The organism is Streptomyces sp. NPDC007084, from assembly GCF_040703595.1.
Classification (GTDB): Bacteria; Actinomycetota; Actinomycetes; order Streptomycetales; family Streptomycetaceae; genus Streptomyces.
Genome location: NZ_JBEYFY010000025.1, coordinates 1 through 18,883 on the forward strand (window position 1 = coordinate 1; position 18,883 = coordinate 18,883).

The window sequence follows — 18,883 nt, forward strand, 5'->3', positions numbered from 1 at the left end:
GGCCTTGCGGCCCTTCCTCGCCTTCGACGGGTTGCCCGTCCGGCGTGTGCCGCGGCGGGCGTACCGCTCCTTCGCCGTCTCGTACTCCTGGCGGTGGAGCTGCTCGCCGGGGGCCTCCGTGACGGAGCGGAAGGCGTAGGCGAGCAGGGTGCCGACGAAGCCGATGGCGAGGAGCCCGCGGAGGGAGGCCTGGCGCTCGGGGTCGGGGCGCGTGGTGAACGAGTCCCAGGTGTGGCGGAACGCGAGGGCGGTGCACACCGCGAACATCACCACGAGCAGGACGGTCACGGGCTTGCCGACGTCGGCGATGGCGAGGCCCTGGTAGGCGAAGCGGAGCACGAAGCAGGCGGCCACGGCGGCGGCGAGCGAGCCGACGGCCACGCCGGCGCGCCGGCCGGCGTAGCCGCCGTCGTGCTCCACCCACGTCGTCCCGAAGAAACGCAGCGGCTCGGGGCGGGGGCCCACGGGGGTGCCGGCCGCGGTTCCGGGGGTCGTCGTCTTGTCACTCACCCGACGATTATCGCCCCGGCGCCGCGCGCGGCGGGATACCTGGTGGGGTGCCCCCGGTCAGGAGCACTTCGGGACGACGTAACCGTCACTGCCCGTCTGTATGTACGCGTCGGACACGAACTGTCCGTTCGAGATGTTGTCCCAGATCTTGCTCGTGCCGTAGGTGCCGCTGACGGACTCCCCGGGGCACTGGCAGTAGATCGGGACGCTCGTACCCGCCGGCAGCGTGCGGACGATGCTGAAGCCGGTGCCCGGTCCGCTGCGGACGTTCAGGGCGACGCCCGGTGCGACCGGGTACGTACGCAGGGCGGCCGATGCCTGGGAGGTGGCCCCCGCCACCATCAGCAGCGCGGCCGTGGCCCCGCCGAGCAGGGCGGCCCGTCTGGCTGACACGATCTTCACGGTCTTCCTCCGCTTGTCGTAAGGCGTCAGGAGCACTTCGGGGCGACGTAGCCGTCGCTGCCCGTGTAGATGTAGGCGTCCGCGACGAACTGGGCGTTGGCGATGTTGTCCCAGATCTTCGAGGTGCCGTAGGGGCCCGTGACGGACTCGCCCGGGCACTGGCAGCGGATGGGGACGGACGAGCCCGCGGGGATGGTGCGGACGACCGGGTAGTGGGTGCCCGGTCCGCTGCGGACGTTCAGGGCGACGCCCGGTGCGATCGGGTACGTGCGGAGCGCCTGTGCGGCGAGCGGTTCGGCTTCCGCCCCTTCCGTCGACGCCGTGACGGCCCTGTCTTCCGTGCTGTCTTCGGTGGCCATTTCGTTCTCCCCCCAGTGGATGACTGACGTGACTGGTTCACGCCAAAATCGAGCTGCGCGCAGAGGCTAGCAAGCCGCCGATGTTTCGTACGCGGGATCGACTAGGCTCTGCGCGTCGCGCATGCGGTCGAACCCACGGGGGTGAGTGATGCCGCCACAGCGCAGCACCGGTACGGACCCGGAAGCGGAACAACCGCGCTATGCCGGGCAGTACCTGCTGGAGGCGGAACTCGGCTCCGGTGGCATGGGCATCGTCCATCTGGCGCGCTCCGCCTCCGGGTTGCGGCTCGCCGTCAAGGTCGTACACGCCGCGCTCGCCCAGGACCCCGAGTTCCGGGGCCGGTTCCGGCAGGAGGTCACCGCCGCCCGCCGGGTCAGCGGGGCCTTCACCGCACCCGTGGTCGACGCCGATCCCGAGGCCGAGAACCCGTGGATGGCAACCCTGTTCATCCCCGGCCCGACCCTCGCCGAGCACGTGAAGCGGAACGGCGCGCTGCCCTCGGCCCGGCTGCGGCACCTCATGGCCGGGCTCGCCGAGGCCCTGCGGGACATCCACCGGGCCGGGGTCGTGCACCGCGACCTCAAGCCCAGCAACGTCCTGCTGGCCGACGACGGTCCGAAAGTCATCGACTTCGGCATCTCCCGGCCGGCCGACAGCGAACTGCGCACGGAGACCGGCAAGTTGATCGGCACTCCGCCGTTCATGGCGCCGGAGCAGTTCCGCAAACCACGGCATGTGGGGCCCGCCGCCGACGTGTTCGCCCTCGGTTCGCTGATCGTGCACGCCGCCACCGGGAGCGGGCCCTTCGATTCGGACAGTCCGTATCTGGTCGCGTACCAAGTCGTGCACGACGAGCCGGACTTGACAGGGGTGCCGGACGAACTGGCCGGTCTGGTCGCACGCTGTCTCGCCAAGGAGCCGGAGGACCGGCCCACCCCGGACGAGCTGATGACGGCGCTGCGTTCGGTCTCGGCGTCGTACGACACCCGGGCGTTCATACCCGAACAGCGTTCCGGGAACGGGGAGTCGGAGCGGCGGGCGTTCCGGCTCCGGCCCGCGGCGCCCGCGCGCCCGGAGGGTTCCGAGGACCCGACGCACACGGCCGGGCGCAAAGGGTCCGGGCGGCGCCGGCGGCTGTTCGCCGCTCTGGCCCTTGTGGGGCTCGCCGTCGCCGTCGGTTCCATCGCCCGCGTCGGCGGAACGACGGCTCCGGCGGCGCGGGACCAACCGGCCCGGCCCACGGCCGGCGCGGCCTTCGCGCCGTGGGACGTCAAGCCGGGCGCCCGGGGAGCGAAGGTCTCCGGCCAGCCGCTGTGCGCTGCCGACGGGCGACGGTTGTACTGCGTTCGGCGCGGGCTGCTGGCAGCGGCCGTCGACCAGGTGAGCGGCAAGGTGCTGTGGTCGCGGCCGGACACCGCCGCGCGGAGTGACGACGTGACGAGCGGCCCGGTGCTGTCCGGCGGGCTGCTCCAGGTCATCAGCAGCGGTGGACGCCGGATCACGGCCCTCGACCCCGCCACCGGGGAGACCCGCTGGGGCCTCGACACCACCCGCTACGGGGGCGGGATCGCGCACGCCGGCGGTGTCGTCCTGCTCACCGACCGGCACGGCGAGGTGACCGGCCTCGACGCGGCGACCGGCAGAAAGCTGTGGCACCACGCACTCCCCGGGAAGAAGGGGGTGCCGAGGTTCTCGTCCTACGGGGACACATTGGCGTACGCCGTCACCGCGGGCGGAACGCGCACGACTGTGACGGCGGTGGACCCCGAGACCGGTGACGTGAAGTGGCAGCGCGGTGTCGACCCGGGGCTGACCCTCGTCCACGCGCAGGACGGCACGCTCTGGTTCACCTCGACGGACGCCTATCAGGCGACGGACGCCGTCGTGCTGTACGACGTCGCCGACCGGACGGACCGGCGTATCCCGCTGCGGCTGCCGCTTCCCGCGGCGCAGACCGCCGTACGCGGGGACACGGCCTATCTGCTGGGCGACGGCGGCGCGCTGGTCGCCGTCGACACCAAGTCGGCCACCCAGCGGTGGCGGCTGGAGACGTCCGTCTCCTGGGCCTCGGCGCCCGTCCCGGCGGGTGACCGCGTCTACCTGAGCGCCGCGGACGGACGGCTGCTCGCGGTCGACGCAGCCAGGGGCACCCTGCTCGGGCAGACCCGGGCGCGGCTGGGCAGCGAGCGGGGTTCGCTGGTCAACGTGCTCCCCGCCCCCCTCCCCACCCACGGCAGGATCTACGCCACCTCCCCCGACGGCTCCCTCTTCGCGGTCGACGGGAAGGACCCCTCGCGGTGGTGACGGGCGGGACGGCGAAGGGGCCGCTCCGGCGGGAGGGGCCCCTTCGTGGTGTTCCGGCGGGCGCTCAGCCCAGCTTGGAGACGTCCCGCACCGCGCCCTTGTCCGCGCTCGTCGCCATCGCGGCGTACGCGCGGAGTGCGACGGAGACCTTGCGGTCGCGGTTCGCGGGGGCGTAGACGCCGTTCAGGGCCTCGTGGCGGGCCGCCAACTCCTCCTCGGGGACGAGGAGTTCGATCGAGCGGTTCGGGATGTCGATGCGGATGCGGTCGCCGTCCCGGACGACGGCGATCGTGCCGCCGGACGCGGCCTCCGGAGAGGCGTGGCCGATGGACAGTCCCGAAGTGCCGCCGGAGAAGCGGCCGTCGGTGATCAGCGCGCAGGTCTTGCCGAGGCCGCGGCCCTTGAGGAACGAGGTCGGGTAGAGCATCTCCTGCATACCGGGGCCGCCCTTGGGGCCCTCGTAGCGGATGACGACGACATCGCCGTGGGTGATCTCCTTCTTGAGGATCTTCTCCACGGCCTCCTCCTGCGACTCGCAGACGACCGCCGGGCCCTCGAACGTCCAGATCGACTCGTCCACGCCCGCCGTCTTCACCACACAGCCGTCGACCGCCAGGTTGCCCTTGAGGACCGCGAGGCCGCCGTCCTTGGAGTAGGCGTGCTCGGCGGAGCGGATGCAGCCGTTCTCGGCGTCCTCGTCCAGCGCCTCCCAGCGCTCGGACTGGGAGAATGCCTCGGCGGAGCGGACGCAGCCGGGGGCCGCGTGCCACAGCTCGACCGCCTCCGGGGACGGGGAACCGGCGCGCACGTCCCAGGTCTTGAGCCAGTCGGACAGCGACGGGCTGTGCACGGAGTGGACGTCCTCGTTCAGCAGACCGGCGCGGTGCAGTTCGCCGAGGAGGGCGGGGATGCCGCCGGCGCGGTGCACGTCCTCCATGTAGTACGTACGGTCCTTGGCCACGTTCGGGGCGACCTTGGCGAGGCACGGCACCCGGCGCGAGACCTCGTTGATCTCGTCCAGGCCGAACGCCACACCGGCCTCCTGGGCGGCGGCCAGCAGGTGCAGGATCGTGTTGGTGGAACCGCCCATCGCGATGTCGAGCGCCATGGCGTTCTCGAAGGCGGCGTGGGTGGCGACGTTGCGCGGCAGGACCGACTCGTCGTCCTGGTCGTAGTAGCGGCGCGTGATGTCGACCACCGTGCGGGCCGCGTCCTCGTACAGGCCCTTGCGGGCGGTGTGGGTGGCGAGGACCGAGCCGTTGCCGGGCAGGCTCAGGCCGATGGCCTCGGTCAGGCAGTTCATCGAGTTGGCGGTGAACATGCCGGAACAGGAGCCGCAGGTCGGGCAGGCGTTCTCCTCGATACGGAGGATGTCCTCGTCCGAGATCTTGTCGTTCACGGCGTCGGAGATCGCGTCGACCAGGTCGAGCGTGCGGACCGTGCCGTCGACCAGGGTGGCGCGGCCGGACTCCATCGGGCCGCCGGAGACGAAGACCGTCGGGATGTTCAGCCGCAGGGCCGCCATCAGCATGCCGGGGGTGATCTTGTCGCAGTTCGAGATGCAGATCAGGGCGTCGGCGCAGTGCGCCTCGACCATGTACTCCACCGAGTCGGCGATCAGGTCGCGGGAGGGCAGCGAGTACAGCATGCCGCCGTGGCCCATCGCGATGCCGTCGTCGACCGCGATGGTGTTGAACTCGCGGGCGATGCCGCCGGCCGCCGTGATGGCCTCGCTGACGATCCGGCCGACCGGCTGGAGGTGGGTGTGGCCCGGGACGAACTCCGTGAAGGAGTTGGCGACCGCGATGATCGGCTTCCGTCCGATGTCCGCGCCCGGTACACCGGAGGCGCGCATCAGGGCGCGTGCGCCCGCCATGTTGCGGCCGTGGGTGACTGTGCGGGACCTCAGCTCGGGCATCGTCGCTCGCTCCTTCGGGGAGGCATGAGGAGAAATGTGGCTGCTGTCGAGCCTACGCCGGTGCTCCAGGATCCGGACAGGGTGTCCGGATCGCGGGACATCCGTCTCGTACAGCGGTTACGGGGATGAGGTGTACGCGCAGGTCAGCGCCGTTTCGGCGGGGCGGAACCGGGTCGTACGGCGGGCCGCTCGCTCATGGGTTCGTCAGGTGTCCCTGCACCACCGGGGCCACGGCCGCCACGATGCGCTCGATGTCCGCCGAGGCCAGCGGCTCGATCCTGATCACATAGCGGAGCATCGCCGCCCCGACGAGCTGGGCCGCCGCCAGTTCGGCGCGCAGTTCCGCGTCGGGGGCGTCGAGGGCGTCGAGCCGGGCCGCGATCCGGCGCATCAGCTGCGCGGCGACGAGCCGGCGGAAGACCGCGGCGGCGGTGTCGTTGTTCACCGCCGAGCGGACGATCGCGAGCAGCGGCGTACGGCTCGTGGGGTTCTCCCAGACGCCGAAGAAGAAGCGGGTCAGGCGTTCGCCGACGCCGTCCAGCGGGCCGTCCACGATCGTCTCCGGTGCGCCGAGCGCCGGGGCCATGGCACCCTCGACGGCCGCCTCGAAGACCTGTTCCTTGGTGCCGAAGTAGTGGTGGACGAGCGCGGAGTCCACACCGGCGGCCTTGGCGATGCCGCGCACCGACGTCTTCTCGTAGCCGCGCGCGGAGAACTCCTCGCGGGCCGCGTCCAGGATGCGGTCGCGGGTCGCGGGGCCCGCCTCGGTCTGCGTACGGGTGGGGCGTCCCCGGCCGCGGCGGGGGGCGGCGTCCGTCACGCGCGGGGGGCCTTGGTGCGGCGGGGGCGGGGGGCCTGCGTACGGCAGCCGTAGCGGTTCGCCCTGGTACGGCGGGTGCTGGGGGCCTTCGTACGGCAGCTGTTGCGGGCCTTCGTACGGCGGCCGTGAGGGGCCGCCGTGGTGCGGCGGGGGTGCGGGGTCCTCATCGGCGGGGGACTTTCACGGCCGAGGCGAGGTGGAGGCGGGTGAAGGCCAGGGCCTCCGCGAGGTCGGCCTCGCGCTCGGCGCTGGACATCGCGCGGCGGGTGTTGACCTCGATCACGACGTGACCGTCGAAGCCGGACTGCGCGAGGTGGTCGAGCAGCTCGGCGCAGGGCTGGCTGCCACGGCCGGGGACCAGGTGCTCGTCCTTGCCGGAGCCGTTGCCGTCCGCGAGGTGCACGTGGCCGAGGCGGTCGCCCATGCGGCCGATCATCGCGAGGGCGTCCGTGCGGGCGGTGGCGGTGTGGCTCAGGTCGATCGTGAAGTGCCGGTAGTCGTCCTTGGTCACGTCCCAGTCGGGGGCGTACGCGAGCATCTCGCGGTCGCGGTAGCGCCAGGGGTACATGTTCTCGACGGCGAACCGGACGTCCGTCTCGTCCGCCATCCGCCAGATGCCGGTGACGAAGTCACGCGCGTACTGGCGCTGCCAGCGGAACGGGGGGTGCACCACGACGGTACTCGCGCCGAGCTTCTCGGCGGCGGCCTTCGCGCGCTGGAGCTTGGTCCACGGGTCGGTGGACCAGACGCGCTGCGTGATCAGCAGGCAGGGGGCGTGGACGGCGAGGATCGGCATCCTGTGGTGGTCGCTGAGGCGGCGGAGGGCGTCGATGTCCTGGCTGACCGGGTCGGTCCACACCATGACCTCTACTCCGTCGTAGCCGAGGCGCGCGGCGATCTCGAAGGCCGTCGCCGTCGACTCCGGGTACACGGACGCCGTGGACAGCGCGACCTTCGCATCCGGGATCCGTACGACTGGTTCTGCCACGAGGGACAGGGTACGGGGTGGCTCCGGCGGGTGGGTGGGGGTTGGCCGGGGTTGGCCGGCCGGGGGTCCTTCCCGTCCGGAGGTGAGCTTGTCTGCCCGGGTGCGGGTGGGGTGGGGGCGGGGTGGGGGCGTTCGCGCAGTTCCCCGCGCCCCTAAATCCGTTCGCTCAGCCCCGATTCCATGGTCACCGGTGGTGCCGGACCGCCGCCGTGGGGGAATTCTCCGTTGGCCGGTGCGGGGGCATCGTGGCTGATCGCGCAGTTCCCCGCGCCCCTTATCCCCTTCGCTCAGCCCCGATTCCATAGTCACCGGTGGTGTCGGTCCAGCGCTGGCTGGTCGCGCGGTTTCCCGCGCCCCTGGGGGGCTCCGGCGCATGGGAGGTGCCGCCCGTGGCTACTCGGATTCCATTTGGTCCAGGCGGCGGAGGATGACTCCCTCTCTCAGGGCCCACGGGCAGATCTCCAGGGTCTCCACGCCGAACAGGTCCATCGCGCCCTCGGCGACCATCGCGCCGGCGAGGAGCTGGCGGGCGCGGCCCGGGGAGACGCCGGGGAGTTCCGCCCGTTCGTCGGCGGTCATCGCGGTGAGGCGCGGAACCCAGTCCTCCAGGGAGCGGCGCTTCAGTTCACGCTGGACGTAGAGGCCCTCCGTGGAGCGGGCCGCGCCGGCGAGACGGGCGAGCTGCTTGAACGTCTTGGACGTGGCCACCACATGGTCGGGCGCGCCGAAACGGCTGAACTCCCCGACCGTCCGGGCGATCTGGGTCCGTACGTGACGCCGCAGCGCCCGTACGTCCGCCGGGTCCGCCGGATCGCCGGGCAGCCAGCCCGCGGTGAGCCGGCCGGCGCCGAGCGGCAGCGACACCGCCGCGTCGGGCTCCTCGTCGATGCCGTACGCGATCTCCAGGGAGCCCCCGCCGATGTCCAGTACGAGCAGCTTGCCCGCCGACCAGCCGAACCAGCGGCGGGCGGCGAGGAAGGTCAGCCGGGCCTCCTCCGCGCCGGTGAGGACCTGAAGCTCGACACCGGTCTCGGTCTGCACGCGCGCGAGGACCTCGTCGGCGTTGCTCGCCTCGCGGACGGCCGACGTCGCGAACGGCAGCAGGGCCTCGACGCCCTTGTCCTCGGCGGCGACCAGCGCCTCCTGGACCGTTTCGATCAGTTTGTCGACGCCCTCGGGGTCGATCGCCCCGCTCTCGTCGAGCAGTTGGGCGAGCCGCAGATCGGCCTTGTGCGAATGCGCGGGCAGCGGGCGGGCGCCGGGGTGGGCGTCCACCACCAGCAGATGCACCGTGTTCGAACCCACGTCGAGGACACCGAGTCTCATGTACGGAACGCTACTGCCCGCGCGGCGCTTCGCGTGGGGCGGGGCGAAAGCCCTTGTCAAAGGGTGATCTGCGCGGGGCGGACGGGGCGTCCCCGGAGGGGCCGGAAGCGACTTACCCTGGACCCGTGCCAAAGACGAAAAAGGCGAAGTCCGACAAATCAGCCACGGGTTCTTCGCAGGCGAAGGCCACGAAGTCGAAGAAGGCGGCGATGAAGAGCGACGAGAAGGGACTCGACTTCGCTCGCGCGTGGGTGGAGTTTCCCGATCCCGCCGACGACGAGCAGATCTTCCGGTGCGATCTGACCTGGCTGACCTCTCGTTGGAACTGCATCTTCGGGAGCGGCTGCCAGGGCATCCAGGCCGGCCGCGCCGACGACGGCTGCTGCACCCTGGGCGCCCACTTCTCCGACGAGGAGGACGAGCAGCGGGTCTCCGAGCACGTGGCCCGGCTCACTCCGGAGATCTGGCAGCACCACGACGTGGGCACGGCGACCGGCTGGGTCTCCGAGGACGAGGACGGCGAGCGCCAGACCCGCCCCTACCAGGGCTCCTGCATCTTCCAGAACCGTCCCGGCTTCGCCGGCGGCGCGGGCTGCTCGCTGCACATCCTGGCGATGAAGGAGGGGCGCGAACCCCTGGAGACCAAGCCGGACGTCTGCTGGCAGCTTCCGGTGCGCCGCACGTACGAGTGGATCGACCGGCCCGACGACACCCGGGTCCTCCAGGTCTCCATCGGCGAGTACGACCGCAGGGGCTGGGGTCCGGGCGGTCACGACCTGCACTGGTGGTGCACGTCGGCGACCTCGGCGCACGGCGCCGGCGACCCGGTGTACGTCTCGTACCGGCCTGAGCTGGTCGAGCTGATGGGCAAGGCGGGATACGACCGGCTGGTCGAGCTGTGCGAGGAGCGTCTGGCCTCCCAACTGCCGCTGCTGGCCCCGCATCCCGCCGACCCGGCGCGCTGAGTCTCCGCCCTCCCTGGACGCCGGGCCCGTCCCGGTGCGCCGAGTCCCCGCCGGCCCTGGACGCCGGGCCCGTCCCGGTGCGCCGAGTCCCCGCCGGCCCTGGACGCCGGGTCCGACCCGGTGCGCCGAGTCCCCGCCGCCCCTGGACGCCGGGCCCGTCCCGGTGCGCCGAGTCCCCGGGTCGGACCCCCTCGCGCGGACGGTCCTCCCCGCCTCGCGCGGACGGTCTTACGAAGACGGGCTCGCGTCGCCGCCGTCGCTCGGCGGGGGCGTCGAGCCGTCGGGGTCCGAGGGGGAGGAGTCGGTGGGCGTCGGTGACGGGTCGGCCGGGCTGTCGGAGGGGTCGGGGCCGGTCGGGGGCGGTGTCGGGCCCGGCCCGGACGAGTCGGTCGCGCTCGGGGTCGGACGGGGACCATGCCCATGCCCGTGCCCGTGGTGGCCGCCGGGGTGGGTCGGGCGGGCGTTCCCGAACCCGTCGATGGTGACGACCGCGCCCGCCGGGGCGATCGACACCCGGGCCCGCCAGTGGCCCAGCGGCTCGTGCAGATGGTCGACGTACACCTTGATCGTCAACGACTCGCCCGGTTCGAGCGTTCCCGACGCCTTGCTCAGATAGAGCCAGGCCGCGTCGGTGCGGGCGGACCAGTGGACCGGTGAACTCCCGGACGCCTTCAGGGTGACGAGGGTGGTGTCGCCGTCGGTGCCGGCCGCCACCGCGAGGTGCCCCTCCTTGTCCCCCGGCGGGCTGACGACCTCCACGGAGACGTCGGGCGAGCGGCTGCCCTTGGTGAAGCGGGAGTCGGGGCGGGAACTGGCGTTGCCCGCGTTCTCGTAGCCGCCCGCGCGGCCGGCGTCCAGGCCGTCGGGGTCCTGGGCCTCGCTCGCGGTGGCCGGACGGCCGTCGACGCCCTCGCCGGTCAGCGGCGCCCCCCGGTACGCCGCCCACAGGGCGACCACGGGCGCCGCGACGACGGTGGCGACGATCGCCGTCGTGAGGGCACGCGCGCGCATCCGGTCCCGCCGGGCCGCGTGGTCCTTGGGGTCCATCGGGAAGCCCCGCCGGTCGAAACGCGGAGCGCTCCCCCGCGCGCGCGGGGCGTGCGCCATCGCCGCGCGGAGTTCCGCCTGCGGGGCCTCCAGGACGGGGAGCGCGGCGGGCGTGACACTCGTGCCGGGCCAGGTGCCGGGGACGGCGCGCTCGGCGGTACGGCGGCAGCGCGGGCAGTCGTCCACGTGCCGGACCAGTTCGCTGCGCAGGGTGGTGCTCAGCACGAGCCGGCTGTCTCCGGTGAGCCGGGCGACGCTGGGGCAGGTGCCCGTCTCGACGACGGCGAGGGCGGCCCGGGTGCGCTCCACCTCGCAGGCGGCCGAGGCGAGCAGTTCGCGGGTGCCGGCGAGGTCCATGCCGAGGACGGCGGCGACCTCGTGGGCGGCGAGCTGGTGGCGGACGGCGAGTTCGAGCGCCTCGCGCTGCTCAGGGGTCGTGCCCGCGGCCTCCGGCCAGGCCAGCAGGGCCAGTTCGTGCCGGCGGCGCGCCTGGGTCTCCTCGGAGAGCGGGACGACGCTCAGCGCCTCGGCGGCGCGGCGGTCGGCGGCGGCCTTGTGCGCCGCCCGGTGCGACGGCCTGGGCCCGGCCTCCCCGACGCCGGCGCCGGTGCCGGCGCCGACACCGCCCGCCGCTCCCCCGGCCGGCGGGTCGCCTTTCCCGGCCGGCTGCCCGGGCTGCGACCGCGCGGGCGTCTGTGGCTGCGGTTGCGGCTGCGGCTGCGGCTGCGGCTGCCGGGGGGCGTGGCGGCCGGAGGCGTGCGCCGCCTGGCGCCTGCGCCGCGCCTCGGTGAGCTTGCGCAGGCAGGACCAGCGGGCCAGCGCGTACAGCCAGGCCCTGCGGTCGGCGCCGGACTCCGGGCCGCGCGGGCCCCGGCGCTCGGCGAGGGCGAGGGTGTCCGCGAGGGCCGCGGTCGCCGCGTCGTGGTCGCACAGCACGGACAGGCAGTAGGTGAACAGGCCGTCCAGGTACGGCTCGTACCGCGCGGGGGGCCGCTCGGCCAGGCCGCGGGGGGTCGCGCCACGGGGCACGGCCGTCCGCTTGCGCGCGGCTCCGTGCGCCCGGTGTGCGCCGGTGGTGTGCGTGGAGGTCTCCGGACTGCTGCTCATCACCCGTGCGACCGTAGGTGCCCGACGGTGGCCACTTCCGCCACCTTGAGCACATTTAATCCGTACGGGTGAAACGATCCCTCAATAGGGGACACCTCCCCCCGATCCCCTGGCCTGGGCCGTCACGGGCGGCGATGGCAGTCGATGGCAGATCACCCGCGGCGAGACCCCGGAGGTTCCGTCGCGCGGGGGTGGCACCGGGGCACAGGGGGCTCGTGGGGCCCGAGGGAGCGGAGTGACCGGCGTCCGCCCTCGCCTGGCGACCGTAGCTCTCGGTTCCGCCGACACTCGCTCCCGGCCGACCGGAACCGTCGGCGTCGGACGGAAGCCGGTGACATGCGCCGGGAGCCGTCGGCATCGGACGGAAGCCGTCGGCGTGTCCCGGGAGCCGCTCCCGTCCGACGGGAACCGCCTTCGTCCGCCGGGAGCCGCCCTCGTCCGCCGGAATCCCCCCTCGCCCGGCCGGAGGCGTCGGCGCGTGTCGGGTTGTCAGTGGGCCGGGCTACGGTTCGGTCATGGCTGCCCGTACGAAAACCGCGAAGGACCGGCCGTCCTACCGCTGCACCGAGTGCGGCTGGCAGACGGCCAAGTGGCTCGGCCGCTGCCCCGAATGCCAGGCGTGGGGCACGGTCGAGGAGTACGGCGCGCCCGCCGTCCGGACCACGGCCCCCGGCCGGGTGACCACCTCCGCGGTCCCGATCGGACAGGTCGACGGCCGCCAGGCCACCGCCCGCAGCACCGGCGTGCCCGAGCTGGACCGGGTGCTGGGCGGCGGACTCGTGCCCGGCGCGGTCGTCCTGGTCGCGGGCGAGCCCGGCGTCGGCAAGTCCACGCTGCTGCTGGACGTGGCGGCCAAGTCGGCGAGCGACGAGCACCGCACGCTGTATGTGACGGGCGAGGAGTCGGCGAGCCAGGTGCGGCTGCGCGCCGACCGCATCAAGGCGATCGACGACCACCTGTATCTCGCCGCCGAGACCGATCTGGCCGCCGTCCTCGGCCACTTGGACGCGGTGAAGCCCTCCCTGCTGATCCTGGACTCCGTGCAGACCATCGCCTCCCCGGAGATCGACGGCGCGCCCGGCGGCATGGCGCAGGTCCGCGAGGTGGCGGGCGCGCTGATCCGCGCCTCCAAGGAGCGGGGCATGTCCACCCTGCTCGTGGGCCATGTCACCAAGGACGGCGCGATCGCCGGCCCGCGCCTGCTGGAGCACCTGGTGGACGTGGTGCTGTCCTTCGAGGGCGACCGGCACGCGCGCCTGCGTCTCGTGCGCGGCGTCAAGAACCGGTACGGGACGACGGACGAGGTCGGCTGCTTCGAGCTGCACGACGAGGGCATCACCGGGCTCACCGACCCGTCGGGGCTGTTCCTCACGCGCCGCGCCGAGCCCGTGCCCGGCACCTGCCTGACCGTCACCCTCGAAGGCCGCCGCCCGCTGGTCGCCGAGGTGCAGGCGCTCACCGTGGACTCGCAGATCCCCTCCCCGCGGCGCACCACCTCCGGCCTGGAGACCTCCCGCGTCTCGATGATGCTCGCCGTCCTGGAGCAGCGCGGCCGGATCAGCGCGCTCGGCAAGCGGGACATCTACTCGGCGACGGTCGGCGGCGTGAAGCTCACCGAGCCGGCCGCGGACCTCGCCGTCGCGCTGGCCCTGGCGTCGGCCGCGAGCGACACCCCGCTGCCCAAGAACCTGGTCGCGATCGGTGAGGTGGGCCTCGCCGGAGAGGTGAGACGCGTCACGGGCGTGCAGCGCAGGCTGGCCGAGGCGCACCGGCTCGGCTTCACGCACGCCCTCGTCCCGGCCGACCCGGGCAAGGTCCCGGCCGGTATGAAGGTCCTGGAAGTGGCCGACATCGGCGAGGCGCTGAGCGTCCTTCCGCGCTCGCGTCGCAGAGAGGCCCCACGGGACGAGGAGCGGCGCCGGTAGACTTTGCCCTGGTCTCGCCCGTCCGTACGAACTGTGTGTGCGCGAAGCGGGCGTCCAGAACCTGCGACCGGAGGAGTGCAGTGGCAGCCAACGACCGGGCAGCAGCTCCCGGAAAGTCCGGTGGGAGCTCCGGTGCCGATGGCCTGATGCGCGCCTCACTGAGCGCCGTGGCACCCGGCACGGCGCTGCGCGACGGGCTTGAGCGGATTCTCCGCGGCAACACGGGCGGACTCATCGTGCTCGGTTCCGACAAGACCGTCGAAGCGATGTGCACGGGCGGATTCGTGCTGGACGTGGAGTTCACGGCGACGCGTCTGCGGGAGCTGTGCAAGCTCGACGGCGGCATCGTGCTCGACAAGGACATCACCAAGATTCTGCGGGCCGGGGTGCAGCTCGTGCCCGACCCGACGATCCCGACGGAGGAGACGGGCACGCGGCACCGCACCGCGGACCGGGTGAGCAAGCAGGTCGGCTTCCCCGTCGTCTCGGTGTCCCAGTCGATGCGGCTGATCGCCCTGTACGTGGACGGTCAGCGCCGGGTCCTGGAGGACTCCGCCGCGATCCTGTCCCGCGCCAACCAGGCCCTCGCCACCCTGGAGCGCTACAAGCTCCGGCTGGACGAGGTCGCGGGCACGCTGTCCGCGCTGGAGATCGAGGACCTGGTCACCGTCCGGGACGTCTCCGCGGTCGCGCAGCGCCTGGAGATGGTGCGCCGTATCGCCACCGAGATCGCCGAGTACGTGGTCGAGCTGGGCACCGACGGGCGGCTGCTGACGCTCCAGCTCGACGAGCTGATCGCCGGCGTCGAGCCCGACCGCGAGCTGGTCGTCCGGGACTATGTGCCGGAGCCGACCGCGAAGCGGTCCCGCACGGTCGACCAGGCGCTCTTCGAGCTGGACGCGCTCAGTCACGCCGAGCTTCTCGAACTGTCCACGGTGGCCCGGGCGTTGGGCTACACCGGGTCTCCCGAGGCGCTCGACTCCGCGGTGTCCCCGCGCGGCTTCCGGCTGCTCGCCAAGGTGCCGCGGCTGCCCGGCGCGATCATCGACCGGCTGGTGGAGCACTTCGGCGGGCTGCAGAAGCTGCTCGCCGCGAGCGTGGACGACCTCCAGACGGTGGACGGCGTCGGCGAGGCCCGCGCCCGCAGCGTCCGCGAGGGCCTGTCCCGGCTGGCCGAGTCGTCGATCCTGGAGCGCTACGTCTGACGACGGACGACCGAGCGGTCTGACGACGGACGACCGAGCGCCGGACGAGTCGGTCTCGTCCGGCGCTCACTCTTCGACGGGCCCGGTTCGGGGGCTCTGGTCGGGGCTCTGTTAGAGGGCCCCGTTGGGGGCTCTGCCAGAGGGCCCTGTTGGGGCGCTCTGTCGAGGGGGCTCAGTCCTTCGCGAGGACGAAGGACGTCTGCGCCTTGGACAGGCCCGGGGCCTTCGCCTCGACCAGATACGTGCCGGCCGGGGCCGAACCAGCGGGCGGGGTGGCGCACTTGGGGGCGCCGGGCTTGCGGTCCCACTTCACCGTGTGGACGACCTGGCTGTGCGCCGGCACCCGGTACAGCGCGGCCGTGGTGCCCTTGAGGCAGTCGTCGGACGCCCAGATGTCGTCGTCGCTGCCCGCCTGAGTGATCGTCAACACCGTGTTCTCCGGGCCGAGATCGACCTTGCAGTCGCCGCCCGAGGTGTTCTTGGCGATGAGCTGGATGGTGGGCCGCTCGTCGGGAGCGTACGAGTTGTGCACGCTCTTCAGCGTCAACTTCACGTTGTTCGCCGTGCAGTTGGGGAGGCTGGAGCCGGCCGGGAGCTGACCGCCAAAACCGCCGCCGTTCTTGGCGCCGTCGTCCGAACCATTGCCTGCGGAGTCGCCCCCGGAACCGCCCGAACCACCGGAACCGGCGGAACCCGAACCGCCGCCGGAGCCGCCGGAGTCACCGGAACCGCCGTTGCCCCCGCCGTCACCGCCGTCGCCCCCGCCGCTGCCGCCACGGCCGCCGCCGCTCGACTCGTCGCGCCCGCCCGGGTGTTGACTGATCGCCGGACCCGAGCCGGAGGGGCCCGGCGTGATCGAGGGCGCGGGGTTCTTCCCGTTGGAACCGCCGGAGTTGTTGTCACCGCCTCCGCCGCCCGGGCCCACCACCCAGACCGTGAGCAGCGCCAACAGGGCTACCACGGACAGCAGAACGGCCCTCCGACGCCAGTAGATGGTGGAGGGAAGCGGCCCGACCGGATTGCGCAGTGATCCCACGGCGCAAACTGTACGAGAGATCCGCCGCGCCGCTGGCCCCACCCGCCGCCCCGGCACCAACTTTTCCGGATCATCATCCCGGCAGCCACCCTCCGGAGGACACCCGGACGGCCGGGTGCGGTGTTTCACCACCGCCCGCCCCCGGCGTCGCCCCCGCCGCCCCGCCCCCGCATGGCAGGATCGACATCGCCATGACTGCACCCACCAAGCCCACCGAAACCGCCCGGACCTCCCGGACCTCCCTGACCGCTCCCGGCGAGGACCTTCACGCGCCCGTCATCGACTGGTTCGACGAGCACGCCCGCGATCTGCCCTGGCGCCGCCCCGACGCCGGGCCCTGGGCGGTGATGGTCAGCGAGTTCATGCTCCAGCAGACCCCCGTCAACCGCGTGCTGCCGGTGTACGAGCAGTGGCTGGCCCGCTGGCCGCGCCCCGCCGACCTGGCGAAGGACGCGCCCGGCGAGGCCGTCCGCGCCTGGGGCCGGCTCGGCTACCCGCGCCGGGCCCTGCGGCTGCACGGCGCCGCGGTGGCCATAACGGAACGGCACGGCGGCGACGTACCGACCGAGCACGCGCACCTGCTGGCGCTGCCCGGCATCGGGGAGTACACGGCGGCGGCGGTCGCCTCGTTCGCGTACGGGCAGCGGCACCCGGTGCTGGACACGAACGTCCGCCGGGTCTTCGCCCGCGCCGTGACGGGCGTGCGCTACCCGCCGAACGCCACCACCGCCGCCGAGCGCCGGCTCGCCCGCCTGCTGCTGCCCGAGGAGGAGAGCACGGCGGCGCGCTGGGCGGCGGCCTCCATGGAACTGGGGGCACTGGTCTGCACGGCGAAGAACGAGTCCTGCCACCGCTGCCCGATCGCCGCGCGGTGCGCCTGGCGGCTGGCCGGCAAGCCCGAGCACGACGGGCCGCCGCGCAAGGGGCAGACGTACGCGGGCACCGACCGCCAGGTGCGGGGCAAGCTGCTGGCCGTCCTGCGCGAGGCCCATGTGCCCGTCGCGCAGGCCGCGCTGGACCGCGTGTGGGACGAACCCGTCCAGCGGGCCCGGGCCCTGGACGGCCTGGTCGCCGACGGCCTGGTCGAACCCCTCCCCGACGGCCTGTACCGACTGCCGTCGGCGTAGCCCCGGCGGGCCGCGCCTGTCCCTGTCGGCAGGACCCCGACGGCCCCGCACCGCTCCCCGTCGGCAGGACCCCGACGGCCCCGCGCCGCTCCCCATCGACGCGGACCGGGCAGCCGGTACCGGTCCCCGTCGGCGCACACCCGGCAGCCGGCACCGGTCCCCATCGGTCCACACCCGGCAGCCGGTACGGCCGCCGGGGGCCAGGTCACCGGCCGCCGCCGCACACATCGACCCCCCATCGGCCAGGTGACCGGCCCCCTCGCACACCGACCCCCGTCGGCCAGGTGACCGGCCCCCTCGCGCGCCCGGTCTTCGGCCGCCTCCCGCGGCCTCGTCGTCGGCCGCCGCAGGCCCGTGTATCGGCGGCCGGTGACGGCCGGTGACCCCGCCGACCAGCCAAAACGTCATCAACCCGGACATAGACCCGTACCGGCTTACCCCGCCCCTACATCCGTTACACAACCGACGGACAGCCGAGTGCTGGCCGCAGGCTGGCTCGGACAACCCCGTGACAACGCCTCCGTAGCTTCATTCCCGTACCGCAGGGCGGCCGCGACGAGCGGCCGGGGAGCCCTCGGGCGCAGGCAACGGAAACCGGCAGCGGGCAGGTCGGACACGGGGATGGAGGCGGTTGATCATGGCGCACGGCGAGGTGCTCGAATTCGAGGAGTACGTCCGCACTCGACAGGACGCGCTGCTGCGCAGTGCCCGCCGTCTGGTCCCCGACCCGGTCGACGCCCAGGACCTGCTCCAGACCGCGCTGGTGCGGACGTACGGCCGCTGGGACGGGATCGCCGACAAGCGCCTCGCCGACGCCTATCTGCGCCGCGTCATGATCAACACCCGGACCGAGTGGTGGCGGGCCCGCAAGCTCGAAGAGGTGCCCACCGAGCAGCTCCCGGACGCGAGCGTCGAGGACGCCACCGAGCAGCACGCGGACCGCGCCCTGCTGATGGACATCATGAAGGTGCTGGCACCGAAGCAGCGCAGTGTCGTGGTGCTGCGACACTGGGAGCAGATGTCCACCGAGGAGACGGCCGCCGCGCTCGGCATGTCGGCCGGAACGGTCAAGAGCACGCTGCACCGGGCCCTGGCCCGGCTCCGCGAGGAGCTGGAGAGCCGGGACCTGGAAGAGGGCGCCGCCCGCGCGCTCGAAGCGAGTAGGGAGCGGGAGCGTTGCGCGGCCTAGGAATCCGGGCCAGACAGGTCCTGAAGGCGGGGAGTTCGGCGGTCGCCGTGCTCGCCGCCCTCGGCCTTTTCACGGCCGCCTGTGCCACCGGCGGGACCGGCGCCCGCGACGAGGGCCCGGCGGGCAGTGACGCCGTCGCCAAGGCCAGTACGGCACCGGTCGCCTCCGCCTCGCCGAGCAGGACGCCCCGGCGGGTCGACGCGGTGCGGATCGTCCGGGACGATCCGACGGTCAGCGCGGCGGTCAAGCGCGGTCTGAAGCCCTGCGTCGCCGACGAGTACCCGGTCGACGTGTCGTACGGGGACCTCACCCACGGTTCCTCGACCGACATCGTGATCAACGTGATGACCTGCGCCGACGCGGTCGGCATCGGCTCGTACGTGTACCGCGAGCACAACGGCCGGTACGAGAACGTCTTCAAGGCCGAGGAGCCGCCGGTCTACGCGGAGATCGACCGGGGCGACCTGGTGGTGACCCAGCAGCTCTACGAGAAGGGCGACCCGGTGTCGTACCCCTCCAGCGAGGAGGTCATCACCTACGGCTGGTCCGCGACCCGCTTCGTCGAGCGGTCCCGGATCCACAACGACTACAGCAAAGCGGTGGGCGGCGCGAGTTCGCCCTCGCCCGACGCGGACGCGAACTGAGAGCACACGG

The 18,883-nt window shown here is 73.1% G+C and carries 16 protein-coding genes; 7 read left to right on the top strand and 9 right to left on the bottom strand.

The window, feature by feature from the left end:
• The 3 genes from AB0912_RS20940 to AB0912_RS20950 form a co-directional block, all read right to left on the bottom strand.
• A partial coding sequence (locus tag AB0912_RS20940; protein ID WP_366701833.1) for an EamA/RhaT family transporter occupies positions 1–510 on the bottom strand: 510 nt, incomplete at its 3' end.
• A gap of 57 nt (positions 511–567) precedes the next feature.
• Complete coding sequence (locus AB0912_RS20945) at positions 568–852, bottom strand: SH3 domain-containing protein (protein ID WP_366701993.1); 285 nt, start codon at positions 850–852, stop codon at positions 568–570.
• Positions 853–938: 86 nt separating this feature from the next.
• Positions 939–1,271 (bottom strand): hypothetical protein, encoded by a 333-nt coding sequence (locus AB0912_RS20950; RefSeq protein ID WP_366701835.1) that lies wholly within the window; start codon positions 1,269–1,271, stop codon positions 939–941.
• Positions 1,272–1,419: 148 nt separating this feature from the next.
• Between AB0912_RS20950 and AB0912_RS20955 the strand changes: the two genes are divergently transcribed.
• Positions 1,420–3,576 (top strand): serine/threonine-protein kinase, encoded by a 2,157-nt coding sequence (locus AB0912_RS20955; RefSeq protein ID WP_366701837.1) that lies wholly within the window; start codon positions 1,420–1,422, stop codon positions 3,574–3,576.
• A 64-nt stretch (positions 3,577–3,640) separates the two neighbouring features.
• Here the strand turns inward: AB0912_RS20955 and ilvD are convergent, their stop codons facing one another.
• From ilvD to AB0912_RS20975, 4 genes are all read right to left on the bottom strand, one after another.
• Positions 3,641–5,494: a dihydroxy-acid dehydratase gene (gene ilvD, locus AB0912_RS20960; protein WP_366701839.1), complete on the bottom strand. Its 1,854-nt coding sequence runs from the start codon at positions 5,492–5,494 to the stop codon at positions 3,641–3,643.
• 193 nt (positions 5,495–5,687) lie between these two features.
• Complete coding sequence (locus tag AB0912_RS20965; RefSeq protein WP_366701841.1) at positions 5,688–6,314, bottom strand: TetR family transcriptional regulator; 627 nt, start codon at positions 6,312–6,314, stop codon at positions 5,688–5,690.
• A 163-nt stretch (positions 6,315–6,477) separates the two neighbouring features.
• On the bottom strand, positions 6,478–7,302 hold the full coding sequence (locus tag AB0912_RS20970; protein ID WP_366701843.1) for a sugar phosphate isomerase/epimerase: 825 nt from the start codon (positions 7,300–7,302) through the stop codon (positions 6,478–6,480).
• A gap of 393 nt (positions 7,303–7,695) precedes the next feature.
• Entirely contained in the window at positions 7,696–8,628 is a 933-nt protein-coding gene (locus AB0912_RS20975) for a Ppx/GppA phosphatase family protein (protein ID WP_366701845.1), read from the bottom strand.
• A 125-nt stretch (positions 8,629–8,753) separates the two neighbouring features.
• Between AB0912_RS20975 and AB0912_RS20980 the strand changes: the two genes are divergently transcribed.
• Positions 8,754–9,593, top strand: coding sequence for a hypothetical protein (locus AB0912_RS20980; RefSeq protein ID WP_366701847.1), 840 nt, complete (start codon positions 8,754–8,756; stop codon positions 9,591–9,593).
• 228 nt (positions 9,594–9,821) lie between these two features.
• Here AB0912_RS20980 and AB0912_RS20985 read toward each other — a convergent pair whose 3' ends face one another.
• Positions 9,822–11,747, bottom strand: coding sequence for a hypothetical protein (locus tag AB0912_RS20985; RefSeq protein WP_366701849.1), 1,926 nt, complete (start codon positions 11,745–11,747; stop codon positions 9,822–9,824).
• A gap of 515 nt (positions 11,748–12,262) precedes the next feature.
• Between AB0912_RS20985 and radA the strand changes: the two genes are divergently transcribed.
• Together radA and disA are read left to right on the top strand one after the other, a co-directional pair.
• Positions 12,263–13,672, top strand: coding sequence for a DNA repair protein RadA (gene radA / locus AB0912_RS20990; protein WP_366701851.1), 1,410 nt, complete (start codon positions 12,263–12,265; stop codon positions 13,670–13,672).
• Between the two features lie 80 nt (positions 13,673–13,752).
• The gene (disA, locus tag AB0912_RS20995) at positions 13,753–14,877 is read left to right on the top strand and encodes a DNA integrity scanning diadenylate cyclase DisA (RefSeq protein WP_366701853.1); all 1,125 of its coding nucleotides are present in this window, start codon (positions 13,753–13,755) and stop codon (positions 14,875–14,877) included.
• Positions 14,878–15,049: 172 nt separating this feature from the next.
• Here the strand turns inward: disA and AB0912_RS21000 are convergent, their stop codons facing one another.
• The gene (locus tag AB0912_RS21000; RefSeq protein WP_366701855.1) at positions 15,050–15,913 is read right to left on the bottom strand and encodes a hypothetical protein; all 864 of its coding nucleotides are present in this window, start codon (positions 15,911–15,913) and stop codon (positions 15,050–15,052) included.
• 191 nt (positions 15,914–16,104) lie between these two features.
• Here AB0912_RS21000 and AB0912_RS21005 point away from each other — a divergent pair, with 191 nt between their 5' ends.
• The 3 genes from AB0912_RS21005 to AB0912_RS21015 all read left to right on the top strand — a co-directional run bounded on the left by AB0912_RS21005 (position 16,105) and on the right by AB0912_RS21015 (position 18,873).
• Complete coding sequence (locus AB0912_RS21005; protein WP_366701857.1) at positions 16,105–17,040, top strand: A/G-specific adenine glycosylase; 936 nt, start codon at positions 16,105–16,107, stop codon at positions 17,038–17,040.
• A 637-nt stretch (positions 17,041–17,677) separates the two neighbouring features.
• Complete coding sequence (locus tag AB0912_RS21010; protein WP_164372953.1) at positions 17,678–18,229, top strand: SigE family RNA polymerase sigma factor; 552 nt, start codon at positions 17,678–17,680, stop codon at positions 18,227–18,229.
• A complete protein-coding gene (locus AB0912_RS21015; protein WP_366701859.1) occupies positions 18,217–18,873 on the top strand; it encodes a hypothetical protein in 657 nt (218 codons plus the stop codon). Before AB0912_RS21010 ends, AB0912_RS21015 begins: the two co-directional genes overlap by 13 nt.
• The last annotated feature ends 10 nt before the right edge of the window (positions 18,874–18,883 follow it).

Excerpts from the sequence above, each read along its gene's own strand:
- AB0912_RS21005 (WP_366701857.1), top strand. The coding sequence starts at position 16,105 with ATGACTGCACCCACCAAGCCCACCGAAACCGCCCGGACCTCCCGGACC.
- AB0912_RS20985 (WP_366701849.1), bottom strand. The coding sequence starts at position 11,747 with ATGAGCAGCAGTCCGGAGACCTCCACGCACACCACCGGCGCACACCGG.
- radA (WP_366701851.1), top strand. The coding sequence starts at position 12,263 with ATGGCTGCCCGTACGAAAACCGCGAAGGACCGGCCGTCCTACCGCTGC.
- AB0912_RS21010 (WP_164372953.1), top strand. The coding sequence starts at position 17,678 with ATGGCGCACGGCGAGGTGCTCGAATTCGAGGAGTACGTCCGCACTCGA.
- AB0912_RS20975 (WP_366701845.1), bottom strand. The coding sequence starts at position 8,628 with ATGAGACTCGGTGTCCTCGACGTGGGTTCGAACACGGTGCATCTGCTG.
- AB0912_RS20945 (WP_366701993.1), bottom strand. The coding sequence starts at position 852 with ATGGTGGCGGGGGCCACCTCCCAGGCATCGGCCGCCCTGCGTACGTAC.
- ilvD (WP_366701839.1), bottom strand. The coding sequence starts at position 5,494 with ATGCCCGAGCTGAGGTCCCGCACAGTCACCCACGGCCGCAACATGGCG.
- AB0912_RS20950 (WP_366701835.1), bottom strand. The coding sequence starts at position 1,271 with ATGGCCACCGAAGACAGCACGGAAGACAGGGCCGTCACGGCGTCGACG.
- AB0912_RS20955 (WP_366701837.1), top strand. The coding sequence starts at position 1,420 with ATGCCGCCACAGCGCAGCACCGGTACGGACCCGGAAGCGGAACAACCG.